This is a genomic window from Sphingomonas sp. R-74633 (assembly GCF_013416555.1).
GTDB lineage: Bacteria > Pseudomonadota > Alphaproteobacteria > Sphingomonadales > Sphingomonadaceae > Sphingomonas.
Map to the genome: position 1 here is coordinate 620,088 of NZ_JACCFG010000001.1, position 14,023 is coordinate 634,110.

A 14,023-nucleotide genomic window follows, 5' to 3' on the forward strand; every position below is an offset into this window, starting at 1 on the left:
TCATCCTTGGCTTGTGGTTTGGAGATCCAGCTCGGCGATCATCGCCTCGCGGATCAGGAATTTCTGGACCTTGCCGGTCACGGTGGTGGGGAAGGCGTCGACGAAGCGGACGTAGCGGGGCACCTTGTAGTGGGCGATGCGGCCGCGGCAGAAGGCGCGGACCTCTTCCTCGCTGCCGGTCGAGCCGGCGCGCAGGCGAATCCAGGCGCAGAGCTCCTCGCCCATGCGATCGTCGGGCACGCCGACCACCGCGACGTCCTCGACTGCCGGATGGCCGTAGAGGAACTCCTCGATCTCGCGCGGATAGATGTTCTCGCCGCCGCGGATCACCATGTCCTTCAGCCGGCCGACGACATTGCCGTAGCCCGCGTCATCGATCACCGCGAGGTCGCCGGAATGCATCCAGCCCTCGGCGTCGAGCACGGCGGCGGTCTTTTCGGGTTCGTCCCAATAGCCGAGCATCACCGAATAGCCGCGGGTGCAGAGCTCGCCGGGGGTGCCGATCGGGACGACCGCGCCGGCCTCATCGACGATCTTGCATTCGAGATGCGGCTGGACGCGCCCGATCGAGCCGATGCGGCGCTCGAAGGGATCGTCGGCGGCGGTCTGGAAACTGACCGGGCTGGTCTCGGTCATCCCATACGCGATCGTGACCTGGGGCATGTGGAGCCGCTCGACCACGGCGCGCATCAGCGGCTCGGGGCAGACGGCGCCGGCCATCACGCCGGTGCGCAGCGAGGCGATGTCGAACCGATCGAAATCGGGGTGGGCGAGCAGGGCGATGAACATCGTCGGCACGCCGTAGAGCGACGTGCAGCGCTCGCGCTCGATCGCTGCAAGGGTGGCGCCGGGGTCGAAGCCGGCGGCGGGGTAGACCATCGTCGCGCCGCGGCTGAGGCTGGCGAGATTGCCCATCACCATGCCGAAGCAATGGTAGAGCGGGACGGGGATGCAGACGCGGTCGTCGGGCGAGAGCCGCTGGGCGAGGCCGACGAAATAGCCGTTGTTGAGGATGTTGCGGTGGCTGAGCGTCGCGCCCTTGGGCTGGCCGGTGGTGCCGCTGGTGAACTGGATGTTGATTGGGTCGGTGGGGCGCAGCGTCGGGCCGATCGCCTCGAGCTGGGCGCGGTGGGTGTCGTTGGCGTGGCCGGGGACCTGATCGAAGGCGAGCCAGCCGGGACGCGATGCGGCGCCGATGCAGATGATGTTGCGGAGCGCGGGCAGCTCGGGCGCGATCTCGGCGACCATCGCGGCATAGTCGCTGGTCTTGAAGCGCTCGGCGAAGACCAGTGCAGCGAGGCCGACCTTGGCCATGGTGAAGCTCGCCTCGGAGGTGCGGTAGGCGGGGTTGATCGTCACCAGGATCAGCCCTGCGCGGGCGGCGGCGAATTGGGTGAGCGTCCACTCGACGCAATTGGGCGCCCAGATGCCGATCCGCTCGCCCGGTTCGAGGCCGAGCGCGAGCAGTCCGGCGGCGAGGGCGTCCGACCGCTCGAGCAGGTCGGCGAAGGTCCAGCGTATGTCCTGCTCGACCGAGACCAAAGCCTCGCGCGCGCCCCAGCGGGCAGCGGCCAGCGCCAGAGCCGCGCAGATCGTATGCTCGATCAGCGGCGGGGTGTCGGCACCCCGGACAAGGCTGGTGGCGAGCGTCACGGTTTGCCCGGCGCGACGCAGGTGAAGTTCGCCGCCTCGTCGGTCGAGCCCTTGCCGGTCCAGCGCGCGACCTTGGGGAAGGCGCACAGGGGGCGGGTGCGGACAGCCTTGGCCGGGAAGCCGAGATAGCCGAACAGGTCATTGTCGAACTTGGTGGCGGTCATCGCTTCGGGCGCGGGGCCGCCCTGGCGCCATTTGTCGAGCGTGCCGAGCGCGTCGAAGGTGTTCGGACCGGGCCCGGCGAGGCAGTGCGACATGCCGGGGACCATGAACAGGCGGACCGAACTCTTCGCCGCCGTGCCGAGGCGCTTCTGGACCGCCTGATAATAGTCGATCGTGTTCTCGGGCGCGATCGCGGCGTCGTTCCAGCCATGGTAGAGGATCAGCTTGCCGCCGCGCTTGAGGAACGGGCCGACGTCCGGATTGTCGCTGTCGAGTGCCGAGGCGAGGCGGCGGGCCGCGGCATAGTCGCGGGCCATATTGAACGCGGTGTTCTGCCAGTCGGCATTCGAGTGGACCATGTAGCGGAAAAACTCGCCGGCGAAGATGCCGTGCTGCGCCTTGGGGCCGGTGAGCCAGACGTCCCAGGCGCCGGGCACCGCTTCGGCACCGGGCATGTAGCCGGGGAAGAACTTCCTACCCTTCGCATCGACCGCGCCGCGATACAGCGCGCGGGCGGCGGTGACCTGGGGGGCGGTGAGGCAGGAAGCGTTGTCGCCCGCCTTGCACTGGAGCACGACGGGATCGAAGCCGCACTGGCGCGGATCGTCGAGCACGCCGTCCTTGACCCCGTCCTTCGCGTCGCACTGGGCGATTGCGGCGTCCTGGAGCAGCTTGAGCTTGGCATTGGGGATCGCGCTTTCGGGGCGGGAGAACACCGCGCGGTCATCGGCCATGAAGGCAGTCATCAGCCGGGTCCAGGCATTGGCCGGGGCGCCCGCGACGATCGCGTCATAATCCTCGGGATAGCGCTGCGCCTCCATCAGCGCCTCGCGCCCGCCGTCCGAGCAGCCCTGGAAATAGGCGGCCTTGGGCGCGCTGCCATAATAAGCCGCGATCACGGCCTTGCCGACGCCCGAGGCAAGATGGTTGGCGCGGTGGCCGAAGTCGATGATCCGCTCGGGCTCGTTCAGCGCCCATTTGGCGTCGGTATCGGCGGTGCCGATATGGCCCATGTCGGTGCCGACGGTGGCATAGCCCTTGCCGAGCGCGCCCTGCATGGTGAGCTGCGGGAGCAGCATCGAGCCGCCATAACCGCCATTGCCGGCGCCGAGCAGCTTGCCGTTCCACGCGTCGGAGACGGGCAGCCAGACCTCGACCTTGATCTTCGAGCGCGGCGTCGGGCTCAGCTCGGCATAGACGCGGCAAAATGCCGCCTGTGAAGGCAGGCCGGGCGTGCCCTCCTTGGTCGAGACCATGCCGCCCTTGGCGACCTGCTCGGTCTTGACGATCTTGCCGTTCGCCAGCGCCATGCCGGTGAGCGCGGCGCAGCTGTCGGCCGCCGGAGCGGCAGGCGTGAAGGCGGCGGCGGGCTCGGGGTTGCTCCCCGAGACGAGCAAGGCGGTGGCGACGGCGCCGAGTGCGCCGAAATGGAGGATCCGGTTCATTTGTTGAGCAACCCCTTGGCCTGGAACCACGCCTGCGCCTGTTCGGGCCAGGCGTCCGACGGTTTTCCACTCTTCTTGATGCCGAAGCCGTGACCGCCCTTGGCGAAGGTCACGAGCGTCGCGTCGTCGCCCGCGGCCTTCCATGCGTCGACCACGCGGCCGGCTTCGCCGCGGACGAGCGGATCGTCCTCGGCGACCATGGCGAGCAAAGGCGGGGCCTTGGCGGGCACGGTCAGCGGATCGCCGACCAGCCCGGGATACATGGCTACGATGAAATCGGGCCGGCTGGCGGGCTTGCCGCCGAGCACGGCCCACATCGTCACTGCACCGCCGGCCGAGAAGCCCATCATGCCGATGCGACCGGGCTTCACGCCCAGCTTTGCGGCATGGGCGCGGACATAGCGGACCGCTTCCTCGCCATCGGCGGTGGCGAGCGGGCGGAGTGGCACGATCGCGGCCTCGAGCGATTTGAAGTTCATCAGCCGGCGGATCATCACCGCGCCGAAATCGTCGCCCGTGGGAAGCAGGCGGTAGCGGAGAACGATGGCGGTGATGCCGAGGCTGTTGAGCCAGCGCGCGACGCCTTCGCCTTCATTCTCGATCGAGAGGATATGGAAACCGCCGCCGGGAGCGACGATCACCGCGGTGCCGTTGGCGATCTTGGGATCGGCGGCGAACACGGTCAGCGTCGGATCGGCGACGTTGCGGGTGATCCGGCCATAGGGCGCCTTGTCGACGGTGGTCTCGGCCTCCATCGTTCCCATCGATCCAGGCGCGCCGTTCGGCCAGAGGCGGATGGCCTCCTGCGCCTGGGCGGTGGTGCTGACCGCTGCTAGCGCGAACGGCGCGAGGATCCGGACCAGACTGTGCATCGTCTTCCTCATTTCTTCTTGGCCGCATCGCGGGCGGCGGCGATCGCCTTGATCTCGGGCGCGCCTGCGGGAGCGGCTTCGGTCTTGTCGATGCCGATCCGCAGCATCTGGGCGCCGGGCGTGAAACGCGGCCATGCAGGGAGGCCCTTGCCGTTGGGATCGCCTGTCTTGGCGAACTGGGCCCAATAGTCGGCGACCAGCTTGGCGGCGGCCATGTCTGCGGAGGTGGGCTTACCGCCCGCCGCGGCGAGGTTGTCGAACTGATAGGGCACGTCGGTGGCGTGCGAGGCGCCGGCGAGTGTCGCGCGCTTCGCCTCGGCGACATAGCCGAAGCGGTAGAGCCAGGTCGGCGCGCTTGCCGACTGGCGGGTGGCGAGCGAGAAGGCGGGCTCGGTGAAGGTATAGTCGCTCGGGATATGCCGGTCGTAGGCTTCGGGCGAGCCATAGGCGGTGCGCACCGCATCGGCGGAAGCACCCAGCATCGCAGTCGCCTTGGCGACGAAACCCTTGAGGAAAGGTGCGGGGATGAAGCCCAGCTCGTCGCTGTTCGAGCCGACGATGTAGCGGATGCCGCGCGCCTTGCCGGCGGCGATGAGCGTGTCGGTATCGCCGGTGATGATGTGGCCGTCGGTCATCGGGCCCGAATATTTGGCCTCGTCGGGATTGAGCAGGCCGATGCCGCCCTGGACCTTGTCGGCGGGCAGCGCGCGGAGCGCGACGAGATCCTCGGCGCCGGCGCTCTTCGCGAAGGCCACGCCCTTGGCCTCGCCCGTGGCAAGATCGGGCCAGCTGTCGCGCCCGCCGCCCGAAGCGGCGATCGTCTTGGTGAACAGGCCCTTGGTAGCCGGCGAAACCATCAGCCGGTTCACCGACTCCCCGCCGGCGGATTCGCCGAAGATGGTGACGTTGGCCGGGTCGCCGCCGAACGATGCGATGTTGCGCTTCACCCATTGGAGCGCGGCGATCTGGTCCATCAGCGCCCAGTTGCCGGTTGGGCCGGCGCCTGCCTCTGAGGTGAGTGCGGGATGGGCGAAGAAGCCGAAGCGGCCGAGGCGGTAGTTGAAGGTGACGACTACCACGCCGCGCGCCGCCAGCCGGGTGCCGTCGAGGATCGCCGAGCTGCCCGATCCGGTCGAGAAGCCGCCGCCATGGATATAGACCATCACCGCCAGCCTGGCGCCGGGCTTTGGCTGGGGCGTCCAGACGTTGAGGAACAGGCAGTCCTCGGCCATCGGCAGCGTGGTGTTGGCGAGGTCGCCGGGCATGCGCGACTGGACACAGTCATTGCCGTAGCCGGTCGCGTCGCGCGTGCCGGTCCAGGCCGGGGCGGGCATCGGCGCGTGCCAGCGCAGCGGGCCGACCGGCGCGGCGGCATAGGGGATGCCCTTGAAGCTGGTGACGTCCGAGGCCGCGGCGCCGTGCAGCGTGCCGGCGGGGCTGCGGACTTCCTGCGCCTGGGCAGTGCCCGCGAACAGCACGGCGAGGGTGGCTAGTGCGGTCTTCATTTGCGGCCCTCGGTGACGAACGTGAAGCTGCCGGGACCGGTGGTGTAGATGGTCGCGGCATCGGTCTTGCGGAGCAGCGTGGTGCCTTCGGGCGCGGTGGCTGCACCGAAGCGCGTGGGCACCCAGATCTCGCCCATAGCGTTCATCGGCACCGTCGCGGTGAGCGTCAGGCGGCCATTCTCGACCTGCCAGCCTGCGCGCGCTTCACCCTGCGGCGTCGCCATCGTCGCGGCGGCCGAAGCGAGGCCCTGCGGGATTTCGGGGCGGACCAGCACGAGACGGTAGCCCGGCGCACCGGGACGCAGGCCGGCGAGGCGCTGGCGCATCCAGTCGGCGATCGAGCCGAAATAATGATGGTCGCGCGAGCGGGCATTGAGGCTCCATGCCTCGAGCATCGTGCTGTGCCCGCTCTTCAGCCAGAAGCCCCAGCTCGGCTCGTCGGTGCGCGTCGCGACCTTGTAGGCGAGGTCGGCATGGCCATGGTCGCTGAGGATCTCGAGCAGATAGCGTGTGCCGAACACCCCGGCGCGCAGGCCGCGGGCTTCGACATCGCCGGCGATCGTGTCGGCGACCTTCTGCTCGGCGCCCTCGGGCACCATGCCGAAGGCGAGCGGCAGGATGTTCTGCGACTGGGTCGGTCCCTTGGTCGCGCCCTTGTCGTCGAGCGTGCGGTACCAACCGTTGACGCCGTCCCAATAGCGGGCGTTATAGGCGCGGCGGATATCGGCGGCGAGTGCGGCGTAGCGCTCTGCATCGGCCTTGTTGCCGATCACCGCCGAGGATTTGGCCAGCAAATCCGCCTCATGGAAAAAATAGGCAGTGGTGATCGCGTCGATGCCGCCATTGTTGGTGGCGAAGATGTCGAGCGGGCCGGGCGCGCTCCATTCGCTGAGGCCCGAGGTGTGGCGATAGTCGGGCGCCTTGAAGACAGTGGCGGTATAATCGACCAGCCGCTTCTGCATGTCGTGCATCCGCGCGAGGATGCGGGTGTCGCCTTCGGTCTGGTAGAGCTCCCAGGGGAGCATCATCGCGGCGACGTCCCAGGGTGTCGACGGGCCCCAGACGAACGACCAGCCGGGGGTGTTCTCATAGCCGTACCAGGGCGTGGCGGGGACGATCTCGGGCAGTTCGCCGTTCGGCGCCTGCCCATCGGGATAGTCGTTCAACCACTTGGTCCAGACGCGCGCGATGCCGAGGCTGCGCGCGGCGGCGCCGGCCGAGGCCTGGGCATCGCCGGTCCAGCCATTCTTCTCATAAGTCGGCGTATCGGTCTGATAGCCGTGCATGTTGTTGAGGATGGTGCGGATCGCCGCCTGGTCGATCTGCTCGAGCAGCTTGTTGGCGCTGGTAAAGCTGCCGGTGCTGGCGACTGAGCTATGCGCGACCTTGCCGGTTAGCGTCGACAACGTCGGCGTGCCCGGATAGCCGCGCAGCTCGACATAGCGGAAGCCGCGATAGCCGAAGCTCGGCTCCCAGCGCTCGCGCCCGTTGCCGGCGAGCGTGTAGCGATCGGTCTGGAGCTGTGCGTCGATCAGGCCTGAGGCGGGGACGACCATGTTTTCGTCGTTGATCCGCTCGCTGGCGACGAGCGAGACGGTGGGGCCGCGGGGCCCGGTAACGTCGAGCGCGGTCCAGCCGGAGAAGATGCGGCCGAAATCATAGACCCAGACGCCCGGCTTCACCTGCGTAAGCGAGACGGGGGCGACCTGCTCGACCGGCGCGATGGGTTCGAGATTGGCCGCCTGGAGGATGCCCCTGGGCCCCTGGACCGTCTGCGCGGCGGTCCAGCCCTTGCCGGTGAAGCCTGCGGTGTCCCAGCCGGCGGGGAGCAGGCGTGCGTCGTAGCGCTCGCCGCGATGGACGGAATCGTTGCGGGTCGGGCCGGAGATCGTCTGCCAGCTCGCATCGCTGGCGATGGTCTGGCGCGATCCGTCGGCGAAGGTGACTTCAAGCTGCGCCTTGAGCGCGGGCTCGCCGTGCCAGGGCGCCTGGTTGAAATACCATTCGTTTGGGTCGGTCAGCCCGTACCACCCGCGGCCGAGCTCTGCGCCGAGCAGGTTCTTTCCGGCGCGGACACGGTCGGTGACGTCATAGGTCTGGTAGAGGACGCGCTTGTCATAGGCAGTGAAGCCGCTCGCCATCGCGCTGGCGCCGACGGTGCCGCCGTTGAGGTGGATCCGTGGCCAGCCTGCGCCGGCGACATAGAGTCGGGCGGCCGCAATCTTCCTGGCGGGCAGGGTGAAAGCCTTGCGGACGAGCGGGGCGGGGGCCTCGATCGGCAGGACGATGTCGACATTCGGCACGCCGGCGGCGACGGTCAGCCCGTCGGCTTCGACGGTGCCGCCGACGAACGGGTTGTCATTGGCCGGGAAGCGGGTGGCGAAGGCGGGGCTGCCGGTGCCGGTTACGCTGACCGCGTGGATCGTCGCGGCATTGGCTTCCTTGGAGGAGAAGCCGATCGTTCCGCCCGCCTGGCCGGTGTCGGTGAGCAGGTCGACTTGCTTGCCGTCGATCGCGGTGGCGATGCTGGTGCCGTGCGCGGTGATCGTGACCTTGTGGCGCACGCCCTTGAGCGTGATGCCGGTGAGCGGCACGCGCTTGAGTTCGGTGACCTTAACCCCTGAGCTGGTGCCGCCCGGATAATGGCGGACGCGCTCGATCAGGACCGGGCCGGTCTTCTCGTCGGCGAGCGTCCAGACATAGGCCTCGCCGTACGTCTTGCCGGCCGCATGGGCGCGGAAGAGCAGGTCGAGGGAGCTGCCTTTGAGCGTCAGGTCGCTCTCGAAGCGGACGTCGCGCCAGTCATGGTCGCGGCGTGCCGGCCCGGCGATCCACTTGCCCGACCAGTCGGCGGGCGCGAGCAGGCCCATTTCCCACCAGCCGGGTGCGCTCCAGCCGCTCTCGCGGCCATCGGCGTCCCAGGTCTTCACCTGCCACGCATAGCGCGCGCGGGCTGCCAGTGCCGGGCCCGCATAGGGGACCTGGGCATTGTCGGCCGAGGCGATCTTGCCGCTGTCCCATACCGGCTTGCCGGCGCTGGTCACGCGGATCTGGTAGGCGGTCTGGCGCTTCGCCGCCGAATGCCAGCCGAGGCGCGGGGCGGGCTCGTCGATGCCGAGCGGTGCGTCGGTATATTCCGTCGTTAGCTGCGTCGGCACCGGATCGGTGGCCTGGGCGGTGGCGGCCATGGCGGTGATGATCGCCATGGCCGTTGCGCCCGAGATAAGCAGGGTACGCGCCCGGAGCGACGGGATACGCATCCTCCGGACAGATGACGGTACGGGCACCGGCTTCCCTTCCTTAGAACTTGGTCCGGATGCCGAAGGTGACGAGCCGTCCCAGCGTGCTGCCATTGGTATAGGCGGCCGCGCTGTTCAGCCAGGGTGGATCCTGGTTGAAGAGATTGTCGACGTTGAGGGTCAGCATCGCGTTCTTGAGAAAGCCGTGCTCGCCCAGGTCATAGGCAAGGAAGGCGTCCACGGTTTTGAACGCGTCGATCCGGGTCTGCGGCGCGACGCCGAGGATCGGGAAGCCGCCCTTGTAGTTGAACGAGGCCGAGGCAATGAACCCGCCCGACTTGCCGCCCAGCGTGGCGACGAAGTTGGTGCGGCCGACGCCGTTCTTCAGATCGTCGGTGAACGGCCCGCCCGCGACTGCCTGCGACTTGCGATCGAGCGTATAGGTGCCGGCGATGCTGGCGTTGATCGCGCCGAAGCCGGTCAGGCGGGTATAGGCCAGGTTGAAGTCGAGCCCGTCGGTGTTGACCGCGCCGAGGTTATTGCGGCGCGCGTCGATCACGACATAGGGCCCGAGCGGCCCGGCATAGAGGCTGGCAATGCTCGGCGCGCCGACGACGGTGAGGCTGCCTACCCGCGCCTGGGTCTGCGCCAGCGTCGGGTTCAGCGTATAGAAGCTGGCATAGTTGGTGTTGGTGAACAGCGTGGGCGAGAGGAACGGCGCCAGGCCGATCGCGTCCTTGAACTTCACATTGTAGTAAGTGAGGTTCGCCACCAATCCCGGCACCGCGTGCGGCGTCCAGTCGAACCCGGCGGACCAGGTATCGGCGCGCTCGGGCTTCAGGGTCGGGTTGCCGCCGGCCAGCACGATCGTCGAGCGCAGCGGATCGGTGGGCGCGAAGCCCGGTGCGAGGAACGGGCTGAACGGCAGCACCGTGGCGCGCGAGTCCGAGGTGCTGGTCGTGTCGGCAAGGCTCGGCGCGTGGAACGAGGTGCCCCAATTGCCGCGGATCGTCAGGTCGGTGAACGGCTTGTAGTTCACGCCGATCTTCGGATTGGTCGTGCCGCCCTGGTCGCTGTAATCGTCATAGCGGACCGAGGCCGAGAGCTGCAGGCCGCGCATGCCGGGGACGCCATTTTCGGCGCCGAAGATCGGGACCATCAGCTCGCCGAACGCCGAGCGCACGTCGCGTGAGGCGCGCGACATCTTGGCGCTGGCATAGGAGCCGACCGCACCCTGGGCGATGCGCGAGGCGATATTCTCGTAATGATATTCCGCGCCCACCGCGACGCGGATGTCGCCGCCCGACAAATGCGCCAGCGAACCGTCGAGGATCAGCCGGCCCTCGGCGAGTTCCTGCGTGGCGTCGCCGTAATTCTCGTAATTGGCGATCGCCGCCAGCGCCGCGGGGCTGCTTGCCGGCAGGTTATAGGGGTTGAGCGCGACACCCGGGATCACGCCGGCGAGCGCGAGCGTCGCGGTGGTCGTGTCGAGCGCGGCCTCGCGGACCAGGTTCGAGCTGCGGCCGAAATTGCTCTCCGCGCGCAGCTGCCACTTGTCGCCGAGCGCGAAGGAGAAGCTGGGCGTGACGCCATAGCTCTCGAAATGCTGCTTGCTGGTCAGGCTGTTGCCATAGACGTTGGCGAAGGAGAACGAGGCGTTCTGCTGCAGCTCTCCCGCGATCGAGTGGAAAAACGGGTTGAGCAGGCTGATCGTGCCCGAGAGCATGCCCTGCGCCTGCTTCGTCGTCGTGTCGCGCTGCGACCAATAGGCCGTCGCAGTGAAGTCGACGCTGTCGTTCAGATGCTGGGTAAGCGAGCCGAATACCGAGTGACGTTCCTCGCGCGGGAACAGGTCGGCATAGGCGTTCTGGTCGCACTTGTTGACCGATCCGGCGGTGAAGCCGGGCAGGGCATAGTTGGTCGCGCCGACCTGGATATTGCCCGGAGCGCAGGTGGTGACGCGGAAGTCGCCACCGCCCTTCGAGCGCCGATCGGCCGAGGTATAGTCACGGTCGAGAGCGAGCACATTGTCGTGCTTGACGAAGGAATAGGCGACGAACAGCGAGCCGCTGCCCCAGTCCTTGCCGGCGGTCAGGTTGGCGTCGATCGAATGATAGTCGTCGGCAAAGCCATAGCGCGCATTGGCCGAGAGGCCGTTGAAGCGCTTGCGGGTGATGAAGTTGACCACGCCGCCGATCGCGTCCGAGCCGTAAATCGCCGAGCCGCCATCGGGGACGATCTCGACGCGCTCGAGAATGTCGGGCGGCAGGATCGAGGGGTCGACCGTCGTCTGCAGGATGCCCGCGCCGACGCCGCGATGGCCGTTGATCAGCACCAGCGTGGTGCTGCCGCCCGAGGCGCCGAGGTTGCGGATATTGGGGCGGATCACCGGCAGGCCGAACGAGGCGGTGCCGACCGGGGTCGTGCCGAAATTGCCGACCTGCGGGATCTTGGCGAGAAGGTCGTTCGACGAAGTGACGCCGCGCGCCACGATCGTGTCGCGGTTGATGCCGATCACATTGGTGCCGGTGGGCGCGACGCCGCGCAGCAAGGTGCCGGTGACGATGATGTTTTCCTGCTGCTCCTGTGCGGCGGCGTCATCGGCAGTATCTGCCTGCGCGGCCTCGGGCGCTGCGGGGGTGGTCTGTGCATGGGCGGTGCCGGTGGCGGCCAGCATCGTGGCGAGCGCCAGCATCGAAAGCCCCGCCTGTTTCGCGAAACCGCGTGCGCGCGGTGCCTTGATCTCGGTGTTCATATTCCCTCCCCTTGGTCCTTCGGACTCTCATATCCCGCGTGGTCATTGCCCTTTCGCGGCGTGGTCTCGCTCGTAGCGGCGTTTTTTCCACAATCATTCAATCTCGATCTTTTTCGATCATGTCAATGATCAAATTAGATTGCGGCTGGAAAGCCGGGGAGAGGAGGGCTGCCCAAATCAGCGCACGCGTCACGCCCGAATAAAACACGCTTGCACGCGCTACAAATGTAGCCTACGCTACAAATGTAGCTTGAGAAAGATATGTGATGCTCAACAACCTGCCACCGCGTGAACGCCAGATCGTCGACATGCTCTATGAGCGCGGCGCGATGGCGGTTTCGGACATTTGCGACTCATTGCCCGACCGGCTTTCCGGCTCGGCGGTCCGCGCGATGCTCACGCGGCTCGAGCAGAAGGGCTTCGTCCAGCGCGAGTCGAGCGACCGCGGCTTCCTGTTCTCGCCGACGGTGACCGAGGCGAAGGCGAGCAGCACCGCGCTCGGCCAGATCGTCCGCACCTTCTTCAACGGATCGCCGGTCAGCGCCGCGAGTGCGCTGCTCGGCATGAGCGAGAAGCTCGAAGATTCCGATCTCGATGAGCTCGAGGCGATGATCGCCGCGGCCCGCGCGCGCAAGGGAGCCTGATCATGATGCTGCTGCTCATCGGCCTTTTGCTCAAGTCGCTGGCCGTCGCTGCGGTCACGCTGCTCGCGCTTCGCCTCACCCGCAGCCGCTCTGCCGCCGAGCGTTCGCTGATCGCGCATCTCGGCCTGCTCGCGCTGGTCGCGCTACCGGTGGCGACGCTGCTGCTGCCGTCGCTCAACGTGCCGCTGCCCGAGGCGATGCGGAGCCAGGTCCTCCCGGCCACGCCGCTGGCGGCGCAGATCGCCGACGCCCCGTCGTCTGTAACCCCGGAGACGAAGGTCGCCGCGGAGCCGATCTCCAGTCCAACGATCACCGCCCAGGTTGCCCCGACGCTGCGGGCGCTGGCGCCCTATGCCTATGCGCTGCCCGCGCTTGCGCTGCTGCTGCTGACGATCGCGGCGCTCGCCCATCTCGCCCGACTGCGCGCCCGCGCCGAGGTGCTCGTCGACCCGGTCTGGCTGAGCGCGCTGGCGCATGCCCAGCGCCGCATGGGCCACAAGAGCGGCACTGCGCTGCTGGTCAGCGATACATTGCCGTCACCGATCTCCTGGGGTCTCGCCCGCCCGACCATCCTGCTCAGCGCTGACGCGCTCGCAGCATCGGGCGAGGCGGAGGCGATCATCGCGCATGAGCTGGCGCACGTCGCGGCGTTCGACTGGGTCAAGCTGATGCTCGCCCGGGTCGCCACTGCGATCCACTGGTTCAACCCGCTCGCCTGGCGGCTCGCCCGCGAAGCGCACCAGCTGCGCGAGGAAGCTGCCGACGACATGGTGCTCGGCGCCGAGATCGCGGCGCCCGACTATGCCCAGCTGCTCGTCCGCGTCGCCCGGCACGAGAGCAAGGGCCTGCTGCTCGGTGCGCATGGCGTCGCCCCGGGCAGAGGCAGCCTCAAGCGGCGCGTCGGCCGCGTGCTCGACACTGCCTTGCCGCGCACCCCCGCGCGCGGATCCTGGATGGCGGGCTTCGGCGCCGGCATGCTAGTGATGGCTGCACCGCTCGCTGCGCTGAGCGTCGGCGCCGTGCAGCAGGTGGACGCACATTCGACCAGGGGCTTGGCCGTCACCACCGTCACCGATCACGGGCCTGCGCCGGCGCATGTTGCAGCCACGCCGGTCGCGCCGCACGCCGCTGCATTGCCGGCAGAGCCCGCCGAGATCGCAGCAGCCGCGCCTGTCGCTGCCGCCGTCGCTGCGGCGATGCAGGATCGGCACGACAAAAGTAACCGGCACGACCAGACCGTCGATGCGATCATCGGCGCCAAGGCGACCGGCGTCACCCCCGACTATGTTGCGTCGATCCGCCGTGCCGCGCCGCAGCTGGGTTCGATCAGCCTGGACGATGCCACCGCGATGCGCGCCATGGGTGTCACTCCCGAATATGTCGGGGCGCTCGCCTCCAGCGGGATGCGCAACGTCACTGTCGAGAACGTCATCGCGGCGCGCTCGCTCGGCATATCGCCGGCCTATATCCGCTCGATGGCGTCGGCGGGCTTCCGCGGATCGCTCGACGACTACGTCTCGCTCGCCGCGGTGGGCGTGACGATGGAAGACGTCAAAAACTATCGCCGCGCCGGCATCCCTCTCGATGCGGACGACATGACCGCGCGCAAGGCGATGGGCGGCAATCCGCGCCCGCATCCCCATCCGGATCCTGACGACTAAACGCTCTTTACCCCCAGCCTGACCCCCATTGCCGATCGCCATCAACACCCCCGTTCGGGGTGAACGGGACCGGCTTGTCCATTGTCT

General features: G+C 68.1%; 8 protein-coding genes. 2 read left to right on the forward strand and 6 right to left on the reverse strand.

Features of this window, described 5'->3' with window-relative positions:
* The 6 genes from HZY97_RS02965 to HZY97_RS02990 form a co-directional block, all read right to left on the reverse strand.
* The gene (locus tag HZY97_RS02965) at positions 1-1,653 is read right to left on the reverse strand and encodes an AMP-binding protein (RefSeq protein WP_180140433.1); all 1,653 of its coding nucleotides are present in this window, start codon (positions 1,651-1,653) and stop codon (positions 1-3) included.
* The gene (locus HZY97_RS02970; RefSeq protein WP_180140435.1) at positions 1,650-3,260 is read right to left on the reverse strand and encodes a tannase/feruloyl esterase family alpha/beta hydrolase; all 1,611 of its coding nucleotides are present in this window, start codon (positions 3,258-3,260) and stop codon (positions 1,650-1,652) included. The genes HZY97_RS02965 and HZY97_RS02970 overlap by 4 nt, the downstream gene beginning before the upstream one ends.
* Positions 3,257-4,132, reverse strand: coding sequence for an alpha/beta hydrolase (locus tag HZY97_RS02975; protein WP_180140437.1), 876 nt, complete (start codon positions 4,130-4,132; stop codon positions 3,257-3,259). The genes HZY97_RS02970 and HZY97_RS02975 overlap by 4 nt, the downstream gene beginning before the upstream one ends.
* Before the next feature lie 8 nt (positions 4,133-4,140).
* Positions 4,141-5,637 carry a carboxylesterase/lipase family protein gene (locus HZY97_RS02980; protein ID WP_180140439.1) on the reverse strand — a complete coding sequence of 499 codons (1,497 nt, stop codon included), beginning with the start codon at positions 5,635-5,637 and terminating at the stop codon, positions 4,141-4,143.
* Positions 5,634-8,843, reverse strand: a complete 3,210-nt coding sequence (locus tag HZY97_RS02985) for an alpha-L-rhamnosidase (protein WP_180140441.1) — start codon at positions 8,841-8,843, stop codon at positions 5,634-5,636. Before HZY97_RS02985 ends, HZY97_RS02980 begins: the two co-directional genes overlap by 4 nt.
* 94 nt (positions 8,844-8,937) lie before the next feature.
* On the reverse strand, positions 8,938-11,631 hold the full coding sequence (locus HZY97_RS02990) for a TonB-dependent receptor domain-containing protein (RefSeq protein WP_180140443.1): 2,694 nt from the start codon (positions 11,629-11,631) through the stop codon (positions 8,938-8,940).
* A 266-nt stretch (positions 11,632-11,897) separates the two neighbouring features.
* On the opposite strand from HZY97_RS02990, the gene HZY97_RS02995 reads away from it, so the two are divergent.
* On the forward strand, positions 11,898-12,275 hold the full coding sequence (locus tag HZY97_RS02995) for a BlaI/MecI/CopY family transcriptional regulator (RefSeq protein WP_180140444.1): 378 nt from the start codon (positions 11,898-11,900) through the stop codon (positions 12,273-12,275).
* A 2-nt stretch (positions 12,276-12,277) separates the two neighbouring features.
* Positions 12,278-13,936 carry a M56 family metallopeptidase gene (locus tag HZY97_RS03000; protein WP_180140446.1) on the forward strand — a complete coding sequence of 553 codons (1,659 nt, stop codon included), beginning with the start codon at positions 12,278-12,280 and terminating at the stop codon, positions 13,934-13,936.
* The last annotated feature ends 87 nt before the right edge of the window (positions 13,937-14,023 follow it).

What these genes read in the sequence shown, in the direction of transcription:
- HZY97_RS02970 (WP_180140435.1), bottom strand. Translation starts at nt 3,260, where the DNA reads ATGAACCGGATCCTCCATTTCGGCGCACTCGGCGCCGTCGCCACCGCC.
- HZY97_RS02975 (WP_180140437.1), bottom strand. Translation starts at nt 4,132, where the DNA reads ATGCACAGTCTGGTCCGGATCCTCGCGCCGTTCGCGCTAGCAGCGGTC.
- HZY97_RS02980 (WP_180140439.1), bottom strand. Translation starts at nt 5,637, where the DNA reads ATGAAGACCGCACTAGCCACCCTCGCCGTGCTGTTCGCGGGCACTGCC.
- HZY97_RS02985 (WP_180140441.1), bottom strand. Translation starts at nt 8,843, where the DNA reads ATGGCGATCATCACCGCCATGGCCGCCACCGCCCAGGCCACCGATCCG.
- HZY97_RS02990 (WP_180140443.1), bottom strand. Translation starts at nt 11,631, where the DNA reads ATGAACACCGAGATCAAGGCACCGCGCGCACGCGGTTTCGCGAAACAG.
- HZY97_RS02995 (WP_180140444.1), top strand. Translation starts at nt 11,898, where the DNA reads ATGCTCAACAACCTGCCACCGCGTGAACGCCAGATCGTCGACATGCTC.
- HZY97_RS03000 (WP_180140446.1), top strand. Translation starts at nt 12,278, where the DNA reads ATGATGCTGCTGCTCATCGGCCTTTTGCTCAAGTCGCTGGCCGTCGCT.